The 24,009-nt window shown below is 33.0% G+C and carries 22 protein-coding genes, 1 tRNA gene and 1 other RNA gene; 12 read left to right on the top strand and 12 right to left on the bottom strand.

Annotated features, from left to right (window positions below; all coding sequences use genetic code 11):
* The first annotated feature begins 44 nt into the window (after nt 1-44).
* Nucleotides 45-3,425 carry a ThuA domain-containing protein gene (locus tag ACYQ5R_RS10280; RefSeq protein ID WP_460190853.1) on the top strand — a complete coding sequence of 1,127 codons (3,381 nt, stop codon included), beginning with the start codon at nt 45-47 and terminating at the stop codon, nt 3,423-3,425.
* Between the two features lie 47 nt (nt 3,426-3,472).
* On the opposite strand, the gene ACYQ5R_RS10275 is transcribed toward ACYQ5R_RS10280, so the two are convergent.
* From ACYQ5R_RS10275 to ACYQ5R_RS10265, 3 genes are read right to left on the bottom strand one after another with little or no spacing between them, the layout of a single operon-like run.
* Nucleotides 3,473-3,862, bottom strand: a complete 390-nt coding sequence (locus ACYQ5R_RS10275) for a transmembrane 220 family protein (RefSeq protein ID WP_460190852.1) — start codon at nt 3,860-3,862, stop codon at nt 3,473-3,475.
* 11 nt (nt 3,863-3,873) lie between these two features.
* The gene (locus ACYQ5R_RS10270; protein ID WP_460190851.1) at nt 3,874-4,401 is read right to left on the bottom strand and encodes a KdsC family phosphatase; all 528 of its coding nucleotides are present in this window, start codon (nt 4,399-4,401) and stop codon (nt 3,874-3,876) included.
* Entirely contained in the window at nt 4,394-5,170 is a 777-nt protein-coding gene (locus ACYQ5R_RS10265) for a Rossmann-like and DUF2520 domain-containing protein (protein ID WP_460190850.1), read from the bottom strand. Before ACYQ5R_RS10265 ends, ACYQ5R_RS10270 begins: the two co-directional genes overlap by 8 nt.
* 66 nt (nt 5,171-5,236) lie before the next feature.
* On the opposite strand from ACYQ5R_RS10265, the gene ACYQ5R_RS10260 reads away from it, so the two are divergent.
* Nucleotides 5,237-5,830: a glutathione peroxidase gene (locus ACYQ5R_RS10260; protein ID WP_460190849.1), complete on the top strand. Its 594-nt coding sequence runs from the start codon at nt 5,237-5,239 to the stop codon at nt 5,828-5,830.
* A 107-nt stretch (nt 5,831-5,937) separates the two neighbouring features.
* Here ACYQ5R_RS10260 and ACYQ5R_RS10255 read toward each other — a convergent pair whose 3' ends face one another.
* Nucleotides 5,938-6,855, bottom strand: a complete 918-nt coding sequence (locus tag ACYQ5R_RS10255; protein ID WP_460190848.1) for a Two component regulator three Y domain protein — start codon at nt 6,853-6,855, stop codon at nt 5,938-5,940.
* Between the two features lie 215 nt (nt 6,856-7,070).
* Here ACYQ5R_RS10255 and bshB1 point away from each other — a divergent pair, with 215 nt between their 5' ends.
* The 3 genes from bshB1 (at nt 7,071) to ACYQ5R_RS10240 (ending at nt 8,719) form a co-directional block, all read left to right on the top strand.
* A complete protein-coding gene (gene bshB1 / locus ACYQ5R_RS10250) occupies nt 7,071-7,787 on the top strand; it encodes a bacillithiol biosynthesis deacetylase BshB1 (RefSeq protein WP_460190847.1) in 717 nt (238 codons plus the stop codon).
* Nucleotides 7,788-7,852: 65 nt separating this feature from the next.
* Nucleotides 7,853-7,928 (top strand) — tRNA-His (locus tag ACYQ5R_RS10245).
* 107 nt (nt 7,929-8,035) lie between these two features.
* A complete protein-coding gene (locus ACYQ5R_RS10240) occupies nt 8,036-8,719 on the top strand; it encodes a tetratricopeptide repeat protein (RefSeq protein ID WP_460190846.1) in 684 nt (227 codons plus the stop codon).
* Nucleotides 8,720-8,722: 3 nt separating this feature from the next.
* Here ACYQ5R_RS10240 and ACYQ5R_RS10235 read toward each other — a convergent pair whose 3' ends face one another.
* Nucleotides 8,723-10,087, bottom strand: coding sequence for an aldehyde dehydrogenase (locus ACYQ5R_RS10235; RefSeq protein WP_460190845.1), 1,365 nt, complete (start codon nt 10,085-10,087; stop codon nt 8,723-8,725).
* Between the two features lie 3 nt (nt 10,088-10,090).
* Complete coding sequence (gene uvrA / locus ACYQ5R_RS10230; protein WP_460190844.1) at nt 10,091-12,883, bottom strand: excinuclease ABC subunit UvrA; 2,793 nt, start codon at nt 12,881-12,883, stop codon at nt 10,091-10,093.
* Between the two features lie 267 nt (nt 12,884-13,150).
* On the opposite strand from uvrA, the gene ACYQ5R_RS10225 reads away from it, so the two are divergent.
* A complete protein-coding gene (locus tag ACYQ5R_RS10225; protein WP_460190843.1) occupies nt 13,151-13,735 on the top strand; it encodes an RNA polymerase sigma factor in 585 nt (194 codons plus the stop codon).
* A 56-nt stretch (nt 13,736-13,791) separates the two neighbouring features.
* A complete protein-coding gene (locus ACYQ5R_RS10220) occupies nt 13,792-13,929 on the top strand; it encodes a hypothetical protein (RefSeq protein WP_460190842.1) in 138 nt (45 codons plus the stop codon).
* 32 nt (nt 13,930-13,961) lie between these two features.
* Here ACYQ5R_RS10220 and ACYQ5R_RS10215 read toward each other — a convergent pair whose 3' ends face one another.
* Nucleotides 13,962-14,594, bottom strand: coding sequence for an endonuclease III domain-containing protein (locus tag ACYQ5R_RS10215; protein ID WP_460190841.1), 633 nt, complete (start codon nt 14,592-14,594; stop codon nt 13,962-13,964).
* Between the two features lie 103 nt (nt 14,595-14,697).
* Here ACYQ5R_RS10215 and bcp point away from each other — a divergent pair, with 103 nt between their 5' ends.
* A complete protein-coding gene (gene bcp, locus ACYQ5R_RS10210) occupies nt 14,698-15,150 on the top strand; it encodes a thioredoxin-dependent thiol peroxidase (RefSeq protein WP_460190840.1) in 453 nt (150 codons plus the stop codon).
* Nucleotides 15,151-15,180: 30 nt separating this feature from the next.
* Here the strand turns inward: bcp and ACYQ5R_RS10205 are convergent, their stop codons facing one another.
* The 4 genes from ACYQ5R_RS10205 to ACYQ5R_RS10190 all read right to left on the bottom strand — a co-directional run bounded on the left by ACYQ5R_RS10205 (nt 15,181) and on the right by ACYQ5R_RS10190 (nt 20,513).
* Complete coding sequence (locus tag ACYQ5R_RS10205; RefSeq protein ID WP_460190839.1) at nt 15,181-15,531, bottom strand: hypothetical protein; 351 nt, start codon at nt 15,529-15,531, stop codon at nt 15,181-15,183.
* Nucleotides 15,532-15,558: 27 nt separating this feature from the next.
* Complete coding sequence (locus tag ACYQ5R_RS10200; protein WP_460190838.1) at nt 15,559-16,335, bottom strand: DUF3108 domain-containing protein; 777 nt, start codon at nt 16,333-16,335, stop codon at nt 15,559-15,561.
* 10 nt (nt 16,336-16,345) lie between these two features.
* Complete coding sequence (locus ACYQ5R_RS10195) at nt 16,346-18,748, bottom strand: TonB-dependent receptor (RefSeq protein ID WP_460190837.1); 2,403 nt, start codon at nt 18,746-18,748, stop codon at nt 16,346-16,348.
* 70 nt (nt 18,749-18,818) lie between these two features.
* A complete protein-coding gene (locus ACYQ5R_RS10190) occupies nt 18,819-20,513 on the bottom strand; it encodes a M23 family metallopeptidase (RefSeq protein ID WP_460190836.1) in 1,695 nt (564 codons plus the stop codon).
* Nucleotides 20,514-20,643: 130 nt separating this feature from the next.
* Here ACYQ5R_RS10190 and ACYQ5R_RS10185 point away from each other — a divergent pair, with 130 nt between their 5' ends.
* The 4 genes from ACYQ5R_RS10185 (at nt 20,644) to rny (ending at nt 23,050) form a co-directional block, all read left to right on the top strand.
* Nucleotides 20,644-20,976: a hypothetical protein gene (locus ACYQ5R_RS10185; RefSeq protein ID WP_460190835.1), complete on the top strand. Its 333-nt coding sequence runs from the start codon at nt 20,644-20,646 to the stop codon at nt 20,974-20,976.
* Nucleotides 20,977-20,989: 13 nt separating this feature from the next.
* Nucleotides 20,990-21,277 (top strand): cell division protein ZapA, encoded by a 288-nt coding sequence (locus ACYQ5R_RS10180; protein WP_460190834.1) that lies wholly within the window; start codon nt 20,990-20,992, stop codon nt 21,275-21,277.
* Between the two features lie 49 nt (nt 21,278-21,326).
* A non-coding RNA gene (gene ssrS / locus ACYQ5R_RS10175) (6S RNA) lies at nt 21,327-21,434 on the top strand.
* A 50-nt stretch (nt 21,435-21,484) separates the two neighbouring features.
* Nucleotides 21,485-23,050 carry a ribonuclease Y gene (gene rny / locus ACYQ5R_RS10170; protein WP_460190833.1) on the top strand — a complete coding sequence of 522 codons (1,566 nt, stop codon included), beginning with the start codon at nt 21,485-21,487 and terminating at the stop codon, nt 23,048-23,050.
* Between the two features lie 46 nt (nt 23,051-23,096).
* On the opposite strand, the gene xerD is transcribed toward rny, so the two are convergent.
* Complete coding sequence (gene xerD / locus ACYQ5R_RS10165; RefSeq protein WP_460190832.1) at nt 23,097-23,993, bottom strand: site-specific tyrosine recombinase XerD; 897 nt, start codon at nt 23,991-23,993, stop codon at nt 23,097-23,099.
* Nucleotides 23,994-24,009: the final 16 nt, after the last annotated feature.

Below are 24,009 nucleotides of genomic sequence, written 5' to 3'. Positions count from 1 at the left end.
CATTTACGCTGCTTATATTTAACAAATTAGAACAATTTTTATTTATGAAGAAATTAATCATACTATGTTTGGTTGTTATAACCATGATAGCTTGTAGTAAAAAACGCTATGGTAACCCAACGGTTCTTGTCTTTACCAAAACTGCTGGCTTTGTGCATCCATCAATTCCTGATGGAGTGAAAGCCATAAAGAAATTGGGAGCAGAAAATAATTTTAATGTTGAGACTACAGACAATGCCTCAAAATTTACAGATGACTATTTAAGTCAGTTTTCTGCTGTTGTTTTTATGAGTACTACTGGCGATGTTTTGAATAGTTCTCAAGAAACAGCCTTTGAACGATATATTCAAGCCGGAGGTGGGTATGTTGGTATTCATGCGGCTGCTGATACAGAGTATGATTGGAATTGGTACGGTAGGCTTGTAGGAGCATATTTCTTGAGTCACCCACATAATCAAGAGGCAGACTTTCACATTAAGGATAAATCACATGGAGCTACAAACTTTTTTACTGAAAATGTTTGGAGAAGGTTGGACGAGTTGTATAACTATAATAAAATTTACGATGGTATAAATGTTTTAATCACTATAGATGAAAGTACTTACGAAGGAGGAGAGAATGGGGATTTTCACCCGATGGCTTGGTATCATGAATACGATGGAGGAAGATCGTTTTATACAGGATTAGGACATACAAAGGAAAGTTTTGAAGAACCACTTTACCTTCAGCATTTACTTGGAGGTATTCAATACGCGATTGGCGATAATTTAAAATTAGATTATAGTAAAGCAACATCTAAATATGCTCCAGATGCTGAGCGCTTTTCTAAAAAAATGCTTTCAAGAGGTCAGTTTTTTGAACCGACGGAAATGACCATTTTGCCAAATTTGGATGTACTTATCGCTCAGAGAAGAGGTGAGATTATGCATTATAGTAATAATACCGGCGAATTAAGACAAGTAGCAAAATTAGATGTGTATCACAAAACTTCAACTCCAGGAGTGAATGCAGAAGAAGGTTTAATGGGGTTACAAAAAGATCCAAATTTTGAAGAAAATAATTGGGTATATCTTTATTACTCACCAAAAGGTGATGATTGGGTAAACAGGTTGTCTAGATTTACATTTAAAAATGGAGTTTTTGATTTGGATTCTGAAGTAAATATTTTAGATGTTCATTCACAACGTGAAATTTGTTGCCATACAGGAGGTTCTATTGCATTTGGAGGAGATGGGTTATTGTATTTATCAACCGGAGATAATTCTACTCCATTTAATGAAGAAGGTGCTAAATACGTTAATAACGGTTTTGCTCCTTTAAATGATTTACCAGGTAGTGAGCAGTTTGATGCTCGTCGATCATCGGGTAATTCAAATGATTTGAGAGGAAAAATTTTACGTATTAAAATTAACGATGATGGAAGTTACGATATTCCTGAAGGTAATTTGTTTCCTGTAGAAACTGAAAATACGAGACCTGAAATATATACTATGGGACATCGAAACCCATATAGAATTTCTGTGGATCAAAAGAATGGATATTTGTATTGGGGAGATGTAGGGCCTGATGCAAACAATGATAGTCTTCAAACAAGAGGGCCACGAGGGTACGATGAGTTTAATCAGGCAAAAAAGGCAGGTAACTTTGGTTGGCCATATTTTATAGGAGATAATAAACCTTATAAAGACTATGATTATGCTACAGGGGTAGCAGGTGATTTCTTTGATCCCGAAAAACCTTTAAACGACTCTAGAAATAATACTGGATTAAGAGAATTGCCACCAGCAGAACCTGCAATGGTTTGGTATCCATATGCAGCTTCAACAGAGTTTCCTCAGGTTGGTACAGGAGGTAGAAATGCCATGGCAGGACCTGCGTATTACACAGACATGTATCCGAAAGCAAAAGCTTTACCAGAATATTATAATGAAAAAGTAATTATTTATGAATGGATGCGCGGATGGATGAAGGCTATTACGCTTTTTGACAATGGTGATTTTAATAAAATGGAACCTTTTGCACCCAATGTGAAACTCAATAATATGATTGATTTGGAGGTTGCATCTAATGGTCAATTATATATGTTGGAATACGGTACTGGTTGGTTTCAACAAAATGAAGATTCTGGGTTGAGTATTCTTGAATACAATCCAGGTAATTTGCCTCCTGTTGTCGAGAATTTAAGATCGGATAAGGAATCTGGAATGCTGCCATTAACTATAAATTTTGAAGTTGATGCATCAGATGTTGAAAGCGAAAAATTAAACTATCATTGGAATTTAGGCAATGGGTTTTCTATTAAAACCAACGAACCAAAATTAATCTATACTTATGAAACAGGCGGAGACTATAAAGTGCAGGTATCTGTTACTGATGAAGGTGGTGAAACTGTTCAAAGTGAACTAGTATCTGTAGTAGCTGGTAATGAAACACCTGAAGTAATTATTAATATTAATGGAGGAAACACTACATTCTTTATACCAGGAAAAGCTTTTGAATACGAGGTTGTTGTTAAAGATGAAAATAGTTCTGTGCCTGTAGATATGAGTAATGTATATGTTTCTGTAGATTATTTAGATGGAATGGATCAGGTTAATATGAACCAAGGTCATAAACAAGTAGCAGCAGAGGTTACAGGTAAAGCCTTAACTCTGTCTTTGGATTGCAGAGCATGTCATAAAGAAGATGGAGCATCTATTGGTCCTTCTTATGTGCAAATTTCAGAACGTTACAAATCAGATGATAACGCAGCTTCTTATCTTGCTGATAAGATTAAGAGTGGAGGTGGAGGCGTTTGGGGAGAAACAGCTATGTCTGCGCACCCTGATTTAACAAATGAAGATTTAAGACAAATTACTGCATACATTTTATCGTTAAAGAGAAATAAAAATCAAAAGCCTTCTTTACCAGCTTCTGGTAAGATTATTCCAGAGCAAGCTGCTCCGGGTAAATCTTTAGTTTTAACTGCGAGTTATACAGATGCAGGAGAAGGTACTGTAAAATCTCTAACAGGTACAACTAGAAAAGTATTAGCTAGTAATATGATTGGATTTGGTGGGGATGTTGATGTTGATGGATTTCAGCAGTTTGAGTTCGAAGGTATGCCATTGTTAATTTTACCACAGGCAAAAGGACATTTTGGATTGAAAGACTTAGATTTAACCGATGTAAATTCGGCAAATGTTATTATTCGTTGGCAAGGAGATTTAAATATTCCAGTTGCTTTAACGGCTCATCTTGATAGTCCAGATGGGGCGGTTATTGGAAAAGGAAACATGCTGAAAACGGGGGCGGATAGTGGAGTAGTGCCAATAGGTTTAGCAAATTTGCCTAAAGATGGAAGTTTACATAATGTATACTTCATTTATGAATCTCAAGCGGCAAGTCAGGTGCCAGCAGCATTTATTTTTGTACAGTTTAATTAAGAAAAAGTAGCACTATAAGAAAAGGACGTCCTTAAGAGCGTCCTTTTTTATTTTTTAGAAATAGGAAGTTGATAAAGCAAACTCAATGCACATATAAAGAGCCCTAAAAATTCTCGCGTTCCTTCTAAATACGGTTTTTCATAAACCATTTCACCAAATATTTCTTCTTTTTGATCCGTACCCATCCAATCAATAAAATAATAGAAATGATATAATGAATAGGCTAAAAGCATTCCGATAAGTATCCAAATAAGCTTTTTTGAGAGTTGCTTAAATAATGTTATAATAGGAATTAAGGCCACAATTAAATAGATGGTAAACCAGTGATAAGGGTCGGGGTCATTTAATTGAATAATTGCAGACCACGTAAAAAGAACAAAAAATAAAATACTGATTATTTTACGAGTAAGAGTTGATTTATTTGTGAATGTATTCATTATAAAATCTCTTAATCGTATTTAGCATCAAAGGTGTCGTTCCATTTTCCTTGAACTTTCATTACTTGTTCTAATACATCTCTCACACAACCATAACCACCATTTCTGTGCGATATATAATGAGAAATTCCTTTAATTTCTGGTGCTGCATCTTGTGGGCAAGCGGCTATACCAACTTTAGTCATAACTGGATAATCAGGGATATCATCACCCATATATAAAACTTCTTTATCTTGAAATTCATACATATCCTGAAGCTCATAATACTGATCAATTTTATTGTGAGCTCCTAAATAAATATCAGTAATTCCTAAACCTTGTAATCTTGTTCTTACTCCTTCATTACTTCCTCCAGAAATAATGCAAACTCTAAACCCGGCTTGTAGTGCACATTTTAGTGCATAACCATCTTTTACATTCATTTTTCTAACGAGTTCTCCGTTTTCAAAAACATGTACCCCACCATCAGTTAGAACACCATCAACATCAAAAATAAGCGTGGTAATTTGAGGTAATAATTCTTTGAAGCTTTTATCCATTGATTTTATACGTATTTAAAATTGATTTGGTAATGGTATCGTAAATCTCTAATTGCGAGTCTATCAATTGCTTTTGTTGATTTTTTATGGTTTCGATATCACCTCTTTTTGCTGGCCCTGTTTGAGACTCTAGAGGCATACCAGTTTTTATTTTCTTTATGGTTTCTCTAATTAGAGGTTTTAAAATATCAAATGGGATGTTATGTGTTTCGCAAATTTCATTTGCATGGTATAACATATGGTTTGTAAAGTTATTTGCAAATACAGCAGCAAGATGTATTTTTTTTCGTTGTTCAGAATCTATAAAATATATTTGATTTGAAATGGCACTTCCTAACTTTTCAAGTAATACCAATGAAGTTTCTAAATTTGTTTCTAGGCAAAAAGGAACTTTCTTTATATTCAGTTTTTTGTCTTTATTAAAACTTTGCAAAGGATAAAAAACTCCAATGTTCTTGTGAGGCTTAAGTACTTTCATACTCACTGATCCAGAGGTATGAACAATTAAAGTATTGGTTAATGAAATATTTTGCGTTAAGTCTTTTATCGCATTGTCTGAAACAGCAATAACAATAACATCTACAGGTTTTAAAGCTTTTAAATCGTTTGTAATTGATACCGCACCTTCTAAATGAGTTATATTATCTATGTTTCTACTGTAAACTTCTATCAATTTACAAGACGTACTGTTTAGAAATGCGCTAATTAAATGTGAGGCTACATTTCCGGAACCTATAACACTAACCGAAATCATAGAACGAAGATACATATTTAACCGAATTGAAAACTAAACATATAAGAATTTTGTAATTTTAAACCAGAAATATTTTAAACAATGAAACACTTATTATTTACTTGCGCTTTAGCTACTATCTTATTTATTTCTTGTACTAAAAAAGAAGAAAAGATTGAAGAATCTAAGCCAAAAACAAAAGAAACTGTTATGAATCAAGAAAGCATCCATCAATTTAAAGTAAAAGATTTGTATGGCGAGTCATTTGATTTTGCCTCTTTAAAAGGGAAAAAAGTAATGGTCGTTAATACCGCCTCTGAATGTGGATTGACGCCTCAATACAAACAATTACAGGCTATGTACGATTTATATAAAGACAATAATTTTGTTGTAGTAGGCTTTCCTGCGAACAACTTTGGATCGCAAGAACCTGGAACGGATGTTGAAATAGCATCTTTTTGTAAAGAAAATTATGGAGTGTCTTTTCCTATGATGTCTAAGATTTCAGTAAAAGGTGAAGATATGAATGAAGTTTATACATTCTTAACTTCAAAATCTAAAAATGGATTAGAAGATTCTGAGGTAGCTTGGAATTTTCAAAAGTATCTGATAGATGAATCTGGTCATTTAGTTAAGGTAATATCGCCCAGAGTTTTACCTGATGATCAAGAAATTCAAGATTGGATTAAAAGTTAATGACATCTCTTAATGAAGAAAAAACCACTCAATTTTATTGAGTGGTTTTTTGATTCGGTTAAAACTAATTTAAACTAATTTGGGGTATAGTGTATTTTTTGTGGGGATTAATCAGACACTACTGCTGATTGAATGCTTAAACTAGCTTTAACCTTCGGGGACGAAATAAACTTAAAATCTATTAACGTAGGAATTTGAGTGATTCGCTCATCAAATTTGGTATTGAAATGGTTGTTACTTAAGATAAGCGTAACTAGCTTATTTAAATTCGCAATTTCCGCCGGTATATCACCACTAAAGAAATTATTTCCTAAAGAAAGTTCGGTTAGTTGATTCAAATTTCCAATAGAGGTTGGTAAACGACCTATCATTTTATTATCATATAAACTCAGTACTTCGAGTTTGGTTAGTTTAGTTAATTCATAAGGGATAACACCTTGAATTTCGTTACTACTAACATGAAGAATTTTTAGTTCAGATAAATTACCGATTGAAGAAGGGATACCTCCTGTTATTCGATTATTGAATAAAGTAATCTCTTCGAGTTGAGACGCATTTCCAATACTAACAGGTATTTCTCCTTCTATTTGATTCATAAACAGGATTAAATGAGTAAGGGCTGAATTATTACCTATTGCATCCGGTATATTTCCTGAGATTTTATTGAATGAAAGATTTAATTCTTTGAGTGTTGAGATAGAAGCAATGCTCGTAGGAATAGTACCGCATAATTTATTCATGTGTAAGTTTAGAATCTCTAAACTATTTAATTGGTCAAAAACATTTGGTAAAGTGCCACTAACATTATTAAAACTTAAATCTAAAGCTATTACTTTATCATTCTTCAAAGTAACGCCATACCAAGATTTTACAGGTGTATTTAAATCCCAAGAATTCGTCCAATTATCACCATTAGTAGAATAATAAATAGCCTTAAGAGCTTCTTTCTCCGTTTGAGAAACAGAGGCGAAAATAGGAGCGCACAAGAGTGTGCAAAGGAGGATAAATATGTTAAAAGTTTTCATGGCTGTGGGGACAGTTAGGGTTCGTAAAACCTTTGTAATTCGCTCAAATATAGGGTAAAGGATGTGAAAAAACAAATTATAAATGTATTATTTACAATATTATTTTCATTAAATACAAGAAAATTATTGGAGATGATTCAATAAACTAAGTAATGCTATAGAATAATTATTACCTCTGAATTTATAGTATATTTGTTCAGTTAAGTTTATGTAATATGAAATTAGACATACTTGCTATTGGTGCACATCCAGATGATGTAGAGTTAGGTTGCGGGGCGACAATTGCAAAAGAAATTAGATCCGGTAAGAATGTGGGAATACTAGATTTAACTCAAGGAGAACTTGGAACTAGAGGGTCTGCTGAGATTAGAATGAAAGAAGCAATAGCCGCCGCTAAGATTCTTGGTATTTCAGTTAGAGAGAACTTAAAATTTAAAGATGCCTTCTTTGTGAATGACGAGAGCCATCAATTAGAGGTCATTAAAATTTTAAGAAAATACCAACCAGATGTTGTTTTGTGTAATGCTGTAACTGATAGGCATATTGATCATGGTAAGGGAAGTACTTTAGTTTCAGATGCCTGTTTTTTATCTGGGTTGAGAAAAATAAAGACAGAATTAGACCGAGTAGAGCAAGAAGTTTGGAGACCAAAACGAGTTTACCACTATATACAGTGGCAACCTATAGAGCCAGATTTTGTTGTGAACGTTTCAGGATTTGTCGAAATTAAGCTGGAAGCAGTTAAAGCTTATAGCTCACAATTCTATGACCCTAATAGTAAAGAACCAGTCTCACCTATTTCGAGTAAAAACTTTTTAGATAGTGTTGCCTATCGTGCGAGGGATCTAGGCAGATTAGTTGGTGTAGATGCTGCAGAAGGCTTTACTGTAGAGCGCTATGCAGCCGTAAATTCTTTAGATGATTTAATTTGATTTTTTTGCTGTAAAACGCTTGTTAAAACTATAAAAATATGTATTTTTGCATCCGCAATACAAATGGTGGTTGTAGCTCAGTTGGTTAGAGCGCCGGATTGTGGTTCCGGAGGTCGTCGGTTCGAACCCGATCTTCCACCCAAAAGCTCCTTCAAAAGTGAAGGAGTTTTTTTATGGTTTTTTATGAAAACTTTAGTGTTTTAAGTGGTTGTAATTGATATTTTTGTATCCATTTTAAAATTTAGACCATGAAATCATTTATGTATGTGTTTGTTGCTTTGTTGTCTTTTACTGCTATCGCACAAACTTCTTCAGTAGAAATTGAAAAGAGTAAATTAACTCAAGCTTTAAATTATGGAGATAAAGAGGTAGCAACAAATGCCATGTACAACATTATTGCCATAGAAGGACCGCAAAGTACGTATAAAGATAGTTTAGCTTATTTGTACTTTAATCGTCGTAATTATTTATCGTGTTATTTGGTTGCTCAAGATGTTTTGCAAGTTAGACCAAATAATGAAGAAATATTAGAAATGAGCGCATTTGCATTAGAATCGCTTGGAGCTGGTGAAAAGGCTATTGAAGAATATCAAAAGCTTTTAACAAGTTCAAATAGTAATTATTATGCATATAAAATATCTGAGATGCAATATGAGTTGCAAAAATATGACGATGCCTTCGTGTCTATTCAGAAAGCAGCTTCTTTATCAGATGAAGGTAGACATGTAATAACATATCAAATTAATCAAAACTACAATCAACAGGTAGCGTTAAAAGCTGCTATTCCATATTTAGAAGGAATGATTTATTTAGCAAAATCAGATCAATCTAAAGCGAAAGTAGCTTTTGAAAAGGCAGTTGCTGCTTTTCCAGATTTTATCTTAGCTAAAGAAAAGTTGAATAATATTAACGAGGCTGCAAGTAAGAACTAATAATTACTTGATACCAAAAATCCAGCGAATCAATTTTAATTTGGTTGCTGTATGCGGATAATATTTGATGTTGGGTTCAATCCATGTAGGGCGCTCTAAAATACTTTTATAGTGCGAAAATGCTTTGAACCCAGCTTCTCCATGATACGCCCCTAAACCACTATCTCCAACACCACCATATGCTAAATGATGGTTAGAAATATGCATTATTGCATCGTTTACACAGCCACCTCCATAGGACAATTGCTCGAGAACCATTTGTTTTTCGCTTCGTTTGCCACTGAAGATGTAACAGGCCAATGGTTTTGCTTCGTTTTTAATTCTTGCAATCTCTGATTTTAAATTGGTGAACGAGATGATTGGTAATATCGGACCAAAAATTTCTTCTTGCATTACCGCATCATCAAAAGAAATATTTCGCATAACTGTTGGCTCGATAACCCGATTTTCTTTATTTATATATCCACCATAAACAACTTTAGACTTATCAATTAATTTTTCTAGACGCTCTACATTTTTTGAATTAATAATCTGAACGTAGTTTTTATTATCGATATCAAAATTTGAATTTTTAATTTCTTCAATCAGTAAATTGATAAAGTTATCTTGTACAGATTCATCAACTAAAATATAATCTGGTGCAATGCAGGTTTGTCCTGCATTTAAGAACTTAGCCCAAACTAAGCGTTTAGCAGCCATTTTTAAATTGGCAGATTCAGTCACAAATGTGGGGCTTTTACCGCCAAGTTCTAAAGTAACTGGTGTTAAGTGTTTAGCTGCTGCTTGATAAACAATTCTACCAACAGCCGTACTACCAGTAAAGAAAATCTTATCAAATTTTTGATCTAATAATTTTGTGGTTTCCGAAATACCACCTTCAACCACTGTAAAATAGTTTGGGTTAAAGTTATTTTTTACCAGATTAGAAATTGCTTTACTAACATTAGAAGGAAACTCACTTGGTTTTAAAATAATTGTGCAACCTGCCACCATTGCGGAAACAGCAGGGGCTAAGGCTAAATAGATAGGGTAATTCCATGCACCAATTATTAATGAAACTCCTAATGGCTCCGGTAGTACATAGCTCTTACCTGGCAAATTTACCATATTGGTTGGTTTATGTTTCTTTTTAGCCCAGTTATCAATATTTCTTAAGGCATCTTTTATATCTACATATATCAATGCCAACTCACTTGAAAAAGCGTCGAACTTTGATTTTTTAAAATCGTTATAAATAGCCTCGTATAAAATCTGCTCATTTTCTTTTATAGCTTTTCTTAGATTTTTAAGTTGCTCTTTTCGAAACTTAACATCTTTCGTGATATTGCTATTAAAATAATTTCTTTGATTTTCTACAAGCTGTTTCATCGTTTATAATTTGTCTTTTAAATAGGTTGCTGTAAAGCTCTTTTTATGACTTACTAGTTTTTCTGGTGTTCCTTCAAATATAAGATCGCCCCCTTTTTTGCCTCCTTCTAATCCTAAATCTATAACATAGTCAGCACATTTTATGAGCTCAATATTATGTTCTATAACAATAATGGAATGGCCGTTAGCAATTAAAGCATTAAAGGCAGCTAATAATTTTTTTATATCGTGAAAATGCAATCCGGTTGTCGGCTCATCAAAAATAAATAACGATGTACTTTGTCTTGTTCCTTTTACCAAAAATGAGGCTAGTTTAATACGTTGTGCTTCTCCACCAGAAAGAGTAGAAGAGGATTGCCCTAATTTAACATAACCTAACCCAACATCTTGAAGAGGCTGTAATTTTTTGGCGATTTTCGTTTCGTTATGCTCTCTAAAAAACGCAATTGCATCGTCTACAGTTGCATTGAGAATATCGTTAATTGATTTGCTTTGATACTGAACTTCGAGGATTTCTTTTTTAAATCGTTTTCCTTTGCAAACGTCACATTGTAAATGAACATCGGCCATAAATTGCATTTCTATAGTAACCTCTCCTTCACCTTTGCAAGTTTCGCATCTTCCGCCTTCCACATTAAATGAGAAATGCTTTGGTTTATAATTTCTAATTTTTGAAATTTTTTGTGCTGCGAATAATGTTCGGATATCGTCGTAAACCTTTATGTATGTCACAGGATTTGATCGACTTGACCTACCAATTGGGTTCTGATCTATAAACTCAACGTTTTCTAAAGAAGAAATATCACCTTCTAAAGCAGTAAATTGCCCAAGTTTTTCGCCATAACCAGCTATTTGTTTTTGAATTGCAGGATAAACTATTTTTTTAATAAGAGTGCTTTTACCGCTTCCAGACACTCCTGTTACAACCGTTAACATTTCTAAAGGAAAACTAACGTTGATATTTTTAAGATTGTTATGACGTGCACCTAGTATTTGAAACTTGTTTATAATCTTTCTCCTAGTAGCTGGAATTTCAATTTTTTCTCGTCCGCTTAAATATTTGCCAGTGAGAGACTCGGCTTTTAGAATTTTATTAAAACTACCTTGTGCAACAACTTTACCTCCATAAGTTCCAGCTTCAGGACCAATATCTATAATCAAATCCGCTGCCTTCATGATATCTTCATCGTGTTCAACAACAATTACAGTGTTGCCGATATTTCTAAGATTTTTGAGTACGTTAATGAGTCGCTCAGTATCTTTTGGATGCAGGCCAATACTTGGTTCGTCTAAAATATACATCGATCCTACGAGGCTACTTCCGAGAGAGGTTGCTAAGTTTATACGTTGACTTTCGCCTCCAGATAAGGTGTTTGATGTTCTATTTAAAGTCAAATAACTCAAACCAACATCCGTTAAAAAGGCTAAACGGTTATTGATTTCAAGGAGTAATCGCTCTGCTATTTTTTGGTCGTGTTTAGAAACTTTTAGTTTTTTGAAAAATAATGCAAGCTCATCTAGTGGCATTAAAATTAAATCGCTAATTGTTTTACCATTTACCTGAACAAAGTTAGCCTCTTTACGAAGTCTTGTTCCATTACAAGTTGTACACGTAGTTTTACCCCTGTAACGCGAAAGCATTACACGGTACTGAATTTTGTAACTCTTTTCTTCGAGATGTTTGAAAAACGCATTTAGTCCTTTAAAGTATGAATTACCTGTCCAAATTAATTGTTGCTGTTCTTCGGTTAATTCAAAAAACGGTTTGTGAATTGGAAAATCAAATTTATAGGCATTTTCTACAAGTTTATTTTTGAACTTTAGGAAAGAAGGAGATTTCCAAGGTACAATGGCATCATCATAAATAGATAACCCTGTGTTTGGTATTACCAAATCCTCGTCTATGCCAATTATATTACCATAACCTTCACAGGATGGACACGCGCCGTATGGATTATTAAAACTAAATAAATGAGTGTTTGGTTCTAAAAATTGCATTCCATCTAATTCGAATGCGTTACTGAATACTGTTCGAGTTTTAGAATTCATCTCCTGTAAAGTACAAGCTCCCTTACCTTCAAAAAATGCAATCTGAACTGCATCAGATAGGCGATTGTAAAAATCTTCGTTATGTTTCACAATAATTCTGTCTATTACCAATTCAAAATCTCTACAGTCTTCTATATTTTCGCGTTTTATGAAATCTTCAATTCTAAAAACATCATTGTTAAATAAAATTCTTGCAAACCCTTGTTGAGAGAGAATATCTAAAGATTTCTCAACGCTTCTATCCTCTGAAACATGCATTTTAGCAAGTAATAAAAGCTTTGTTCTCTCTTCTAATGTTTTTATAAAATCTATGACATCTGTAACAGTATCTTTTTTTACTTGTTTACCAGAAATAGGAGAGTAGGTTTTACCAATTCTTGCAAATAACAATTTAAGGTAGTCATAAATTTCGGTAGAAGTACCTACTGTAGACCTAGGGTTTGTACTATTCACTTTCTGCTCTATTGCTATGGCAGGGGCAATGCCTTTGATATATTCAACTTTTGGCTTGTGAAGTCTACCTAAAAACTGGCGTGCATAAGAAGACAAACTCTCTACATACCTTCTCTGACCTTCTGCATACAAAGTATCAAAGGCTAAACTTGATTTACCTGAACCAGATAAACCTGTTATTACAACTAATTTATTTCTAGGTATTGCAATATCTATATACTTTAAGTTGTGCAGGTGCGCTCCTTTAATTAGTATGTTTTCTTTGGGATTTAAGGTAGATATATCTTTAGCCATTTTTGTTATTCAAAATAGGAATAACAGCAAAGATAGAATAAAGTTACACCAAAAATAAACGGTATGTATTTATTAGATAAATTGTATGAATTTGCCATTAAATGGATAAAAAAAATAAAAATAATTTGGAGTTTAAATAAAATTAATCAATATTTGTTACTTACTTAAAATACTTGAACCCTATTACAAACTATTACTTTTAAAGAAAAATTAACTCAAATACGGTAGCTAGCGATGGCGGCTATTGTATGATTTATACTATTAGTAATGGATAATTTAAAAGTATTAGACAGTACGCTTGTCACTCAATACCTAAATGGTGATGAGCAGTGTTTTGAAATTCTCATAACAAGACACAAACAACGCGTTTACAATTTCATTTTTTCGAAAGTATTGGACAGAGATGTTACTGAAGACATTTTTCAGGATACTTTTATCAAAGTAATTAATACTCTTAAACGTGGTAAATACAATGAAGAAGGAAAATTTTTGCCTTGGGTAATGCGTATTTCACACAACTTAATTATTGATCACTTTAGAAGAAATAACAGGATGCCATCTTTTAAAAATACGGATGAGTTTGATATATTTTCGGTTTTAAGTGATAAAGAGTTAAATGCTGAAAAACAATTAATTAAAGAGCAGATCTTGAGTGATGTTCGAAAGATTATTGAAGAATTGCCAGATGATCAAAGAGAAGTACTTAAAATGCGTATATATAAAGACATGAGCTTTAAAGAAATTTCTGAAACTACTGGTGTGAGTATTAACACCGCACTAGGTAGAATGCGCTATGCATTGATAAATATGCGTAAGTTAATTGAAAAGAATAATATTGTTTTGGTAAACTAAGCAATAAATTGGAAAATGCTCCGTTTTAATGATGTAGTAAAATTAAAAAGGAGTATATGATGAAACTTTACATTGAGAAGTCTTCTGAAAAGAAGCAACCTAAAAAAGAAACGATTGATTTTTTATTGGGTTATTCAAAGTCACTTAAAGTGATGAAGTCAAAAAACAAATCGTATGAATTGCGTTTAAATTAATTTAAAAGACCCGAAATAATTTCGGGTCTTTTTTATTTGATACTTTTTCTTCCTATAGTTTTTTGAATAATATCGTTTTCTTGATTCCATCCTCTCGCGGGTGAATATTCTCTTCCATAGAAAATAATTTGAAGATGAAGCTTGTTCCATAATTCTTCTGGAAAAAGACGTTTGGCATCTTTTTCGGTTTGAACAACATTTTTACCATTGCTTAACCCCCAACGATACATTAATCTATGTATATGCGTATCGACAGGAAAAGCTGGTACTCCAAATGCTTGACTCATAACAACACTTGCAGTTTTATGTCCAACTGCGGGTAAAGCTTCTAGTGCTTTCATATCTTGAGGTACTTGACCATTGTGTTTATCAATTAATATATGAGATAAACCGTGGATGCCTTTAGATTTCATTGGGGCCAATCCAACAGGTTTTATAATAGCTTTAATTTCATCTACGGTTAGCTTAATCATAGCATAAGGATTGTCTGCTTTGGCAAAAAGAAGTGGAGTAATAGTATTTACTCTTGCATCAGTACTTTGAGCAGACATTAATACAGCAATTAAAAGAGTGTAAGGATCTTTGTGGTCAAGTGGAATAGGTGTTTCAGGATATATATGTTCTAACGTATCTATTACAAATTTAATTTTTTCTTTTTTTGTCATAATTTAACTGTACTATGAGATTCGAAAGTTAAAAATATTCATATACATTTTCGAACATTTTATTGAAATATCTTAGTAATTTTAGAGTTCTAAATTTTACATTATGACGACATTAAAAATTGGAGATAAGGCTCCCTCTTTTGAAAGTACTGATCAAAATGGGAATACAATAAAACTATCGGATTATATAGGAAAGAAATTGGTGTTATTCTTTTATCCCAAAGCTAGTACCCCTGGTTGTACTGTTGAGGCTTGTAATTTAAGAGATAATTACAATCGTTTTTTGGCACAGGGTTATGACGTACTAGGGGTAAGTGCTGATTCTGCCAAACGACAGCAAAATTTTATTAATAAAAATGAATTGCCTTTTCCTCTATTGGCTGACGAATCTAAGGAGGTTATAGAGGCTTTTGGTATTTGGGGTCCTAAAAAATTTATGGGAAGAGAATACGATGGTATTCACCGGACAACTTTTGTAATCGATGAAAATGGGGTGATTGAGGATGTGATTACCAAAGTAAAAACAAAAGAACATACATCTCAAATATTAGCATAAAAAAAAAGCCTCTCATTGGAGAGGTTTTTTTTATTCTAAATCTTCTAGTTCGTCTAATTCTTCTAAATCTTTTACAGCATCTTCTTCAGATTGTTCTTCTTTTTGCTGAAATTCAATGTCATCTTCAACTTCATTATCTATCAATAATTGCTTACCACTAGATACAATAATCGCAATTAGTGAAATACCAATAACAAATCTTGAAAATCTGTAATGTACATCTATTCTTTTGGCAAAGAAATGAGCTAATAAGCCTAAGATCAATCCTAAGCTAGCTGGAAATATTGCAAGTTCAAATAAGGGTAAAAAAGAAAAAATAATACCTAGTATAGCGGCAATACAACCAGAAATTGCAAAGATTTTAATAAGTGGTTTGTTCATTATATTTTAATTCAGTTATTATTAGTTTTATTTAGAAAACGAAGCAAGTTTTATTTGAACAGCTCCAACAGGAATATTTGCTTTAATTAAGGCGGGTAACCTATCATCATCGGCGGTAATCCAAATGTATTTACCTCCTTTAATATTCTCAATTTCACTACCTCCAAAAGCAACAGAAAGCTTATAACATTCACGTTTACCTAGATTTGCAACGTCAATAAATTCACGACCTCTGTATTCTACAGTAACATATTGCACAGCAGAATCTACGATTAATTCATGCGTTGCACGTTCTCCAATTTGCATACTATTAAAGTCTAATACTCTAGTCTTATAAATTGTAGATACAATGTCTAAAGTATTAGCATCAATTGGTACATCTGTTTTATAATTGTTGTATCCTTTTTTGTTTAAGGTAGAAACAGCTTTATTTGCTTTTCTATTAAATAAATACTTTAATTCCTTTTTATAAGTGCCTTCTTCTATATTTCTTTTGAATAGAGAAGGGAGTAAGGTGTTTTTATCAACATAGGATTCATATAAATCACGAACTCTAAAGTAAGTATCCCATTTAGTATAGGTAGACGCGATACATTTTAATCGTAATAATTCTCTTGTTTTCGTTTTAACTGTTGAAGTCTCCATTTTAACTTCTGCGATATCTGTCATTATACCAGACATATTGTAAGATGCTACAAAAACTAACTTTTCACCACTTTTAATGAATTCGTTGGTTGAAGTAGGTGTTGGTCTAAATCCCATTAAGGCGGTTAGAACCGCTAATAAGGCTATCTTTTTTATCATTCTTAATTAATTAAAATCGTGCGCTTAGTTTTACATTAAATACTCTACCAGTCATATAATTTGGGATGCCATACATACGTTTTGAATATACATCTCGCACCCAAATATTTGTAATTGAGTTTTGTACGTCAAAAATGTTATAGATTTCTGCTCCTAAACTCAATTGTTTAAACGGCTTTCTCCATCCAGTATTGTATTGTTTGTGAGTATCTACTAATACATAAGAAATTCCAACATCTGCTCTTTTATAAGAGTTTAGCCTATTTTGAAATTCATATGGATCTGCATACGAAGGTGAGCCTCCAGGTAGACCAGTGTTAAACACAAGATTTAAATACATTTTTAGATCAGGCATGGTAGGAACATAGTCTTGAAACAAAATACCCAATTTAAATCTTTGGTCTGTTGGTCTTGGTATATATCCGCGATCATCAATATTCTCTTTGGTAGTCATAAAGCCCATGCTCACCCAACTTTCAGTACCAGGTACAAACTCACCATTTAATCGCATATCCAATCCCGCTGCATATGCTTTTGCATTGTTGTTTGCCGAATATCTAATTCGAACATTGTCTATAGTATAAGGATTTATGTCTGTCATATGTTTGTAATATGCCTCAGTTACCAATTTAAATGGTCTGTCCCACATTGTAAAACTATAATCATTACCTACTATAAAATGTAAAGACTTTTGAGATTTAACATCTGGAATTACAGTACCAGTTTGATCTCTCGTCTCACGATAAAATGGAGGCTGATGATATAATCCTGTAGCAAACCTAAAAAGCATGTCTTTATCCCAATCTGGTTTAATTGCAAATTGAGCTCTAGGGCTAAATACGGTTTGACTACTTTGTTCAATACCTTCACCATTTACTGTCCAGTGCTGCGCTCTAATTCCTGCATTATACCAAACTTCATGCTCGCCCCATAAGTCTTTTTTACTCCATTGAGCAAATCCTGAAAATCGATTTACTTGAACATTATTTGTAGCTCGAACACTTGTAAACGGTACTATATCTCCTTCATAAGGCTCATAAGGTTGTTCATTAGGGATATGACCTGGTGGTCTAATAGAAAAGCCAGCAGAATCTATTACTTCCCATTCTCTAAGTCGATCTCGAATATCTTCGTTTTGGTATTTGACACCAAACTCTATCAAATGTTCTTCTTTGCGAAGACTACCTCTTAATTGTACGTTACTAATTAAGGCATCTAAATCATTCCTACCATGATTTAGCTGAGAACCAATACCTTCAGAAAACTCTACTTCTCCAAAATTCTCTGAACCAAAATTGCTATCTACTTCACCTAGATTGTATGATGCTAAAATATCGTAATGCTCAGACTCTTGAGTGTTGTAAGCTGAAGTTGTTAAACTCAGTTGAAAATTTTCATTTACTTGATACGTTCCTTTTAAAGCACCAAAAAGTGTAAGATAATCGTCTTCTTCTTGTCCTTGATAAAAAACAATCAATTCTAAAGGGTCGGCAATAGTCCCAAATTTAGTTCGTCTTGAGATAGGTTCATAATCGTATTGGTTTTGCGAAAAACTACCTAAAAAATCTAGTGTAAAACGATCATTAACTTCGTAAGATAAAAATGTCTGAACATCTGTAAATCTAGGATTGTAATTGGTTTCAGTTTCTCGAGCATTCACCAAAAGACTATTATCTCTATATCGAATACCAACAAGGGCCGACAATTTATTATCAAACATTTTACCTTCAACTGTTACGCTTGCACCTAACAAGCTTAAATCTATACCAGCTGCAAATTGTTGAGGAGTGCGGTAAGTAATATCTAAAACTGATGACATTTTATCGCCATATTTAGCTTGAAATCCTCCAGCAGAAAACTCAACTTTATCTGTCATTTCAGAATTAACAAAACTCAAACCTTCTTGTTGTCCTGAGCGAATTAAAAATGGTCGATATACTTCAATACCATTAACATAAACGAGGTTTTCATCAAAATTACCACCTCTAACATTGTATTGTGTACTTAATTCATTATTGTTGTTTACACCAGCAAAGGTCATAATTAAGTTTTCCACTCCTGCATTTGCTCCGGGAATATTTTTTAATTCTTGTACATCAATACTGGTAACTCCTTTAGCATCTTTTGTACGATCTTCAATTTTAACTTCACTTAATTCTTCTGTTACCAGTTTTAATTTAGGTGAAAAACGCACTGTTTGATTTTTTTGTACAAAAAATCGCTTGCGAAAAGATTGATACGAAATATGGCTGAACGTTATAAATACTTCTTGTTTAGCAGGAATATCGATACTGTATTCTCCATTACTACTTGTACTTACCCCGGTGCTTTCAAAACTAACAGAAACATTTTCTATTGGATTTCCAGCTTCGTCTTTAACAATACCTTTAACTGTAGCCGTTTGCGAAAACATGCCAATACAAAAAAGGAAAAATAAATATAAGAGTGGTTGTTTAGGATTCAATGTAAGTTTATTGATTTGATTATTTCTTTCTATAAAACGTTGCTTCTATTTCATTCGTATTTCCAACTTGATCTTCTACCATAACTTTCAATGTATGTTTTGCCGTATCAAATTTTTTATCAGTAAAATCATAAGTTAAGGTACCATGTTTCGGGCTGTATTCTAGCAAAATCCATTCTCCATCTATTTCACCTCGATACGATTTTAGCCCAGACAAATCATCGCTAACTTTTAAAATCAATTGATTGTAATAGGTCATCCATTGTTTGTCTTTAAAATTATGCAAACGTAAAGATGGCTTTTTAGTATCTGAAGCCAAAGTAAATTGTCCTAAATTTTTTGTAGATGTAGAAAAAGTATTCCCTTTTTTCTTGGTATTCATGTAAATCAGGTAGCCTTTGGAGTTAATAGACGCAATAAATAACTTTTCTTTTGCCTTTTCAGAATAGTTACTTACATCCATACTCAAAGAATAATTAGCGTGCATAGGTAGCTTTTGTTTGCTAATTTCTACAATGGTGTCTTTTATTTCAAGATCTAGGTAAACGTCTTCATAGAAAGCTTTTTTGGGAATTTTAACTTCAATACCACCGTTTTTAAACGTTCCGCCCAATTCAGAATTTACAAAATATGGTGTAGGCGTTACATTTTCTTTAGGAACGGTAATTTCTTGGGTTTTACCTTCTATAGGTACAATCATTTTTTTGACATTACCAGAAAAATCTTTTACGATAATTTCAATATTATAATTTTTCCCTTCCTCGATATGAATGTATCCTTCATTAACAACATTATTATAAATACTTAATTCATTTCTAGGTACAATAAAACAACGCTGGATTCTCTGATTGATATCAGCATATCTTGGGTAGTCTATTAATAGATTAATTAGTTTAGATTCTGCAAATGAAAATATATCTGCAGTTCGACCTATGATTTTTTGCCCGTTTGCAAACATATCGACACTATACACCCCATTCTTGTTTAATGCTCCATCTTGTCTGTCAAATGAAAATATTCCCAATCCTATTGTTCCATTTGCTTCAATTTTATCAGCAATCAAATTACCATCAGCCATTGCTTTAAAATTTAATTGAATAGGGGCATTACTTCCGTTAACCTGAGTACTGTCATTTTGTGGGTACGCCATTAATACGTTGATACTAGGTCTTTTGGTATCTTTTACAGAAATGCCAAAATGCATCGGATTAATAGGTCTTGATTGCTTATCTCTAATTTCAAAATGTAAATGAGGACCAACAAACCCACCCGTACTGCCTGAATAAGCAATTACTTCTCCTTTTTCTATCAATAGTTCAGTTTCTTTTGGGTAAAGTTGAATTTCGTACGTCTCTTTTATATACTGCTGTTTTTTTATATAGGCTTCAATAGTAGGGTTAAACTTTTTTAAATGCGCATAAACCGTTGTATACCCATTAGGGTGTGTAACATATATGGCTTTACCATAACCCCAGTGCGAAATTTTTATTCTTGAAACATACCCTTCTGCAGCTGCAAATACTTTTAAACCTTCTTTCTGTTGGGTTTTCATATCTAAACCAGAATGAAAGTGATTTGAGCGAAGCTCTCCAAAAGTTCCGGATAAATAAATTGGAATATCTAATGGGTATTGAAAATAATCTTTAGGATAATTTGTTTGAGAAAACCCACTAGTTATAAAAAAGAGTAAAATGTAAAAAAAGGTGTTTTTCAACAGTTTTAAATTTTGGCTAAAGTAACAAATTAAACGTTGGAGAACCTATAAAATTATAAGCGTTTGTGCATTAATAAATTAACAATTAATACACGAAATTATCCAAAACAGTTGTTCAATTGCAATAAGAATGTTACATTTGATGCATAGTTTTGGTAGCTTGATGCAAGAGATGGATTCTATTATAAAATCAGCTAATTTACTGGAGAACAATATAGATGCGCTGTTAGAGGTGTATGCGTTTTTAAAAGAAGAAAACGAATTGTTGCATGCAAAAGTAGTCGAGTTAGAGGCAAATCTTAAAGTAGCTCAAGAACAGATACAGGTAAAAGAAAAATCGTATCAAACATTAAAAATTGCCAAAACTATAGAAGGCAGTAGTCAAAGTAAAAGAGATACTAAACTCAAAATAAATGCTTTAATTAGAACAATAGATAAGTGTATTGTTCAGTTAAATGAATAAGTTCTTTTAATGCATGAGCCAAAAGATTAAGATAGCCATTGCCAATCGCATATATCCACTTACTGTTAAAAATGCAGTAGAAGAAGAAGGTATGCGGAAGGCGGCGAGTAAAATTAACGATTTGGTTGCTCAATTTGAGAAGAATTATGCGGTTAGCGATAAGCAAGATGTATTGGCAATGTGTGCTTTACAATTTGCTTCGTTAATTGAGATTCAAGAAATTAAAAATGAGGAAGAATTAAAAGATGTTCAGCAAAAAATTAGTGAGCTAAATCAGAGGATAACAGCTCAACTAAAATAAGTTCTTTAAAATAAACTAGAATACTGCCCACATTAGTAATTGTTCGTAAACTCAACAAGATTAAATTCTGAAGGATGAGTCTAAGTTGCGAAAGCGTGCCGTCTTTGAACGGATTTTTGACCAACTTGTTAGTCCTATTTATGTTTTTTAGGAGTTTGCAGAAACTTCGATTAATGTGGGTTTTTTTTATATCTAAACTAACTATAAATGGATACGTTAATACTACCAATAGTTATTGGTGTTGTTGGTTTAGCAATTGGATTTGTAATTGCTAAAACCCTAGAGAAAAAAAGTGCCTCAGGCGCTATAAGTAGTGCTAAAAAATCTGCAGATGCTATATTAAAACAAGCGAAAAATGATGCGGAAGCCATAAAAAAGGATAAGATTTTACAGGCTAAAGAAAAGTTTTTAGAGTTAAAATCGGAGCACGAAAAAGTAATATTAAATAGAGAAAAGAAAAGTAACGAAGCTGAAAAACGCATTCGTGATAAAGAGTCTCAAGTTTCGCAACAGCTCGACAAAAATAAAAAGTTGCAAAGGGAGCTTGAGAAAAAATCTTCGGACTACGATTACAAATTAGAGTTTGTTGAACGCAAAGAAAATGAGCTAGAAAAAATTCATAAAAAGCAAGTAGAAAACTTAGAAGTAATTTCAGGTTTATCTGCGGAAGATGCGAAAAAGGAATTAATAGCCTCATTGCGAGAAGAAGCAAAATCTGATGCTATGGTATTTATTCAAGATACACTTGAAGAAGCTAAATTAACCGCGGAACAAGATGCTCGTAAAATTATTTTAAATACCATACAGCGTGTAGGTGTTGAGCAAACGGTTGAAAACTGTGTATCTGTATTCAACATTGAATCAGACGACGTAAAAGGTAGAATTATTGGTAGAGAAGGCCGTAACATACGTGCTCTAGAATCTGCTACCGGTGTAGAGATTATTGTAGATGATACTCCTGAAGCCATCATTTTATCTTGTTTTGATCCTGTTAGAAGAGAAATTGCAAGATTATCTTTACACAGTTTGGTAACTGATGGTAGAATTCACCCTGCAAGAATTGAAGAGGTTGTTCGCAAAACTGAAAAGAAAATTCAACAAGAAATAGTTGAAGTAGGTAAGCGAACTGTGATAGATTTAGGAATTCATGGACTTCACCCAGAATTAATTAAGACTGTTGGTAGAATGAAGTTTAGATCTTCTTATGGTCAAAACTTACTACAGCACTCTAGAGAGGTTGCAAAACTATGTGGTATAATGGCTGCAGAAATGGGCTTAAATGCAAAAGCTGCAAAGCGTGCCGGTTTATTGCATGATATTGGTAAGGTGCCAGAAACAGAGAGTGAATTACCTCATGCTATTCTTGGTATGGAGTGGGCTCAGAAGTATGGTGAAAAGCCAGATGTATGTAACGCGATTGGAGCACACCACGATGAGATAGAAATGAAATCATTAATTGCACCAATAGTGCAAGTTTGTGATGCTATTTCAGGTGCAAGACCAGGTGCAAGACGTCAGGTATTAGATTCATATATGCAGCGTTTAAAAGATTTAGAAGATGTTGCTTTCGGATTCTCTGGTGTTCAAAAAGCATATGCAATTCAAGCAGGTAGAGAATTACGTGTGATAGTAGAAAGTGAAAAAGTAAACGATTTAAAGGCAGCCGAATTATCGTTTAATATTTCTCAAAAAATTCAAACGGATATGACTTATCCTGGTCAAGTTCGTGTAACTGTAATTCGAGAAACTAGAGCGGTAAATATTGCAAAATAGTAGAAACGAAATTTAAATAAAAGCTCTCAAGAAATTGAGGGCTTTTTTATTTTCTAGGGTGATATTGTTCCAAAACTTTTCGTAAATGACTACGGTCTACATGAACATATATTTCTGTTGTAGTAATACTTTCATGTCCTAGCATTTGCTGAATAGCTCTTAAATCAGCACCACGCTCTAACAGATGGGTTGCAAAAGAATGCCTAAAAGTATGAGGGCTAATTTTTTTATGAATCCCAGTCTTTATAGTTAAGTCTTTAATAATTGTAAATACCATATTTCTAGTTAAGCCTTTGCCACGACGATTTAGAAATAAGTAATCCTCAAATCCTTTTTTTGGTTGATGATGTGTACGAATTAAGTTTATATATTGATTGATGTATTTTTGAGTGTATGTATTTATTGGTACAAAACGTTGCTTATTGCCTTTGCCAATTACACGAATAAACCCTTCTTCAAAAAATAAGTCTGATAATTGTAAGTTAATTAACTCGCTTACGCGTAATCCACAACTATATAAAGTTTCTAACATTGCTCTATTACGCTCCCCTTGAGGGTGACTTAAATCAATAGCTCCAATCAATACATCAATTTCATTAGTAGATAATGTATCTGGTAATTTTCTTCCAATTTTTGGCGCTTCTATCAAATCAGTAGGGTTTGTTTCTCTATAATTTTCAAAAATTAGATAATCAAAAAAGCTTCTCAAACCAGAAATTATTCGTGCCTGTGTTCTAGGTGCTACTACTTTTGCCACTTCATAAATAAATTGTTGCACTTCTTCATCATTAATTTTATTCGGACTTTTCGAGATCTCATTTGCTTCCAAAAATCCAATAAACTTATGAATATCATTCAAATAACTTTCAATAGAGTTCTGAGAGAGGCCTCTCTCAATTTTTAAATATAATTCGTAATCATGTGCCGATTGATGCCACTTCATTTAATGAATTTGTAAT

The organism is Urechidicola sp. KH5, from assembly GCF_054661455.1.
Note: the sequence above shows the minus strand (reverse complement) of the source record. Positions and strands in the feature narration are given on the sequence as shown.

Bases quoted from the DNA above. Each gene is read 5' to 3' on its own strand.
- ACYQ5R_RS10200 (WP_460190838.1), bottom strand. From the start codon at position 16,335: ATGATAAAAAAGATAGCCTTATTAGCGGTTCTAACCGCCTTAATGGGA.
- ACYQ5R_RS10225 (WP_460190843.1), top strand. From the start codon at position 13,151: ATGGATAATTTAAAAGTATTAGACAGTACGCTTGTCACTCAATACCTA.
- ACYQ5R_RS10215 (WP_460190841.1), bottom strand. From the start codon at position 14,594: ATGACAAAAAAAGAAAAAATTAAATTTGTAATAGATACGTTAGAACAT.
- uvrA (WP_460190844.1), bottom strand. From the start codon at position 12,883: ATGGCTAAAGATATATCTACCTTAAATCCCAAAGAAAACATACTAATT.
- ACYQ5R_RS10280 (WP_460190853.1), top strand. From the start codon at position 45: ATGAAGAAATTAATCATACTATGTTTGGTTGTTATAACCATGATAGCT.
- ACYQ5R_RS10240 (WP_460190846.1), top strand. From the start codon at position 8,036: ATGAAATCATTTATGTATGTGTTTGTTGCTTTGTTGTCTTTTACTGCT.
- bshB1 (WP_460190847.1), top strand. From the start codon at position 7,071: ATGAAATTAGACATACTTGCTATTGGTGCACATCCAGATGATGTAGAG.
- ACYQ5R_RS10195 (WP_460190837.1), bottom strand. From the start codon at position 18,748: ATGTTTTCGCAAACGGCTACAGTTAAAGGTATTGTTAAAGACGAAGCT.
- ACYQ5R_RS10205 (WP_460190839.1), bottom strand. From the start codon at position 15,531: ATGAACAAACCACTTATTAAAATCTTTGCAATTTCTGGTTGTATTGCC.
- rny (WP_460190833.1), top strand. From the start codon at position 21,485: ATGGATACGTTAATACTACCAATAGTTATTGGTGTTGTTGGTTTAGCA.
- ACYQ5R_RS10180 (WP_460190834.1), top strand. From the start codon at position 20,990: ATGAGCCAAAAGATTAAGATAGCCATTGCCAATCGCATATATCCACTT.
- ACYQ5R_RS10270 (WP_460190851.1), bottom strand. From the start codon at position 4,401: ATGGATAAAAGCTTCAAAGAATTATTACCTCAAATTACCACGCTTATT.
- ACYQ5R_RS10260 (WP_460190849.1), top strand. From the start codon at position 5,237: ATGAAACACTTATTATTTACTTGCGCTTTAGCTACTATCTTATTTATT.
- ACYQ5R_RS10235 (WP_460190845.1), bottom strand. From the start codon at position 10,087: ATGAAACAGCTTGTAGAAAATCAAAGAAATTATTTTAATAGCAATATC.
- ACYQ5R_RS10255 (WP_460190848.1), bottom strand. From the start codon at position 6,855: ATGAAAACTTTTAACATATTTATCCTCCTTTGCACACTCTTGTGCGCT.
- ACYQ5R_RS10275 (WP_460190852.1), bottom strand. From the start codon at position 3,862: ATGAATACATTCACAAATAAATCAACTCTTACTCGTAAAATAATCAGT.
- ACYQ5R_RS10185 (WP_460190835.1), top strand. From the start codon at position 20,644: ATGTTACATTTGATGCATAGTTTTGGTAGCTTGATGCAAGAGATGGAT.
- xerD (WP_460190832.1), bottom strand. From the start codon at position 23,993: ATGAAGTGGCATCAATCGGCACATGATTACGAATTATATTTAAAAATT.
- ACYQ5R_RS10220 (WP_460190842.1), top strand. From the start codon at position 13,792: ATGATGAAACTTTACATTGAGAAGTCTTCTGAAAAGAAGCAACCTAAA.
- bcp (WP_460190840.1), top strand. From the start codon at position 14,698: ATGACGACATTAAAAATTGGAGATAAGGCTCCCTCTTTTGAAAGTACT.
- ACYQ5R_RS10265 (WP_460190850.1), bottom strand. From the start codon at position 5,170: ATGTATCTTCGTTCTATGATTTCGGTTAGTGTTATAGGTTCCGGAAAT.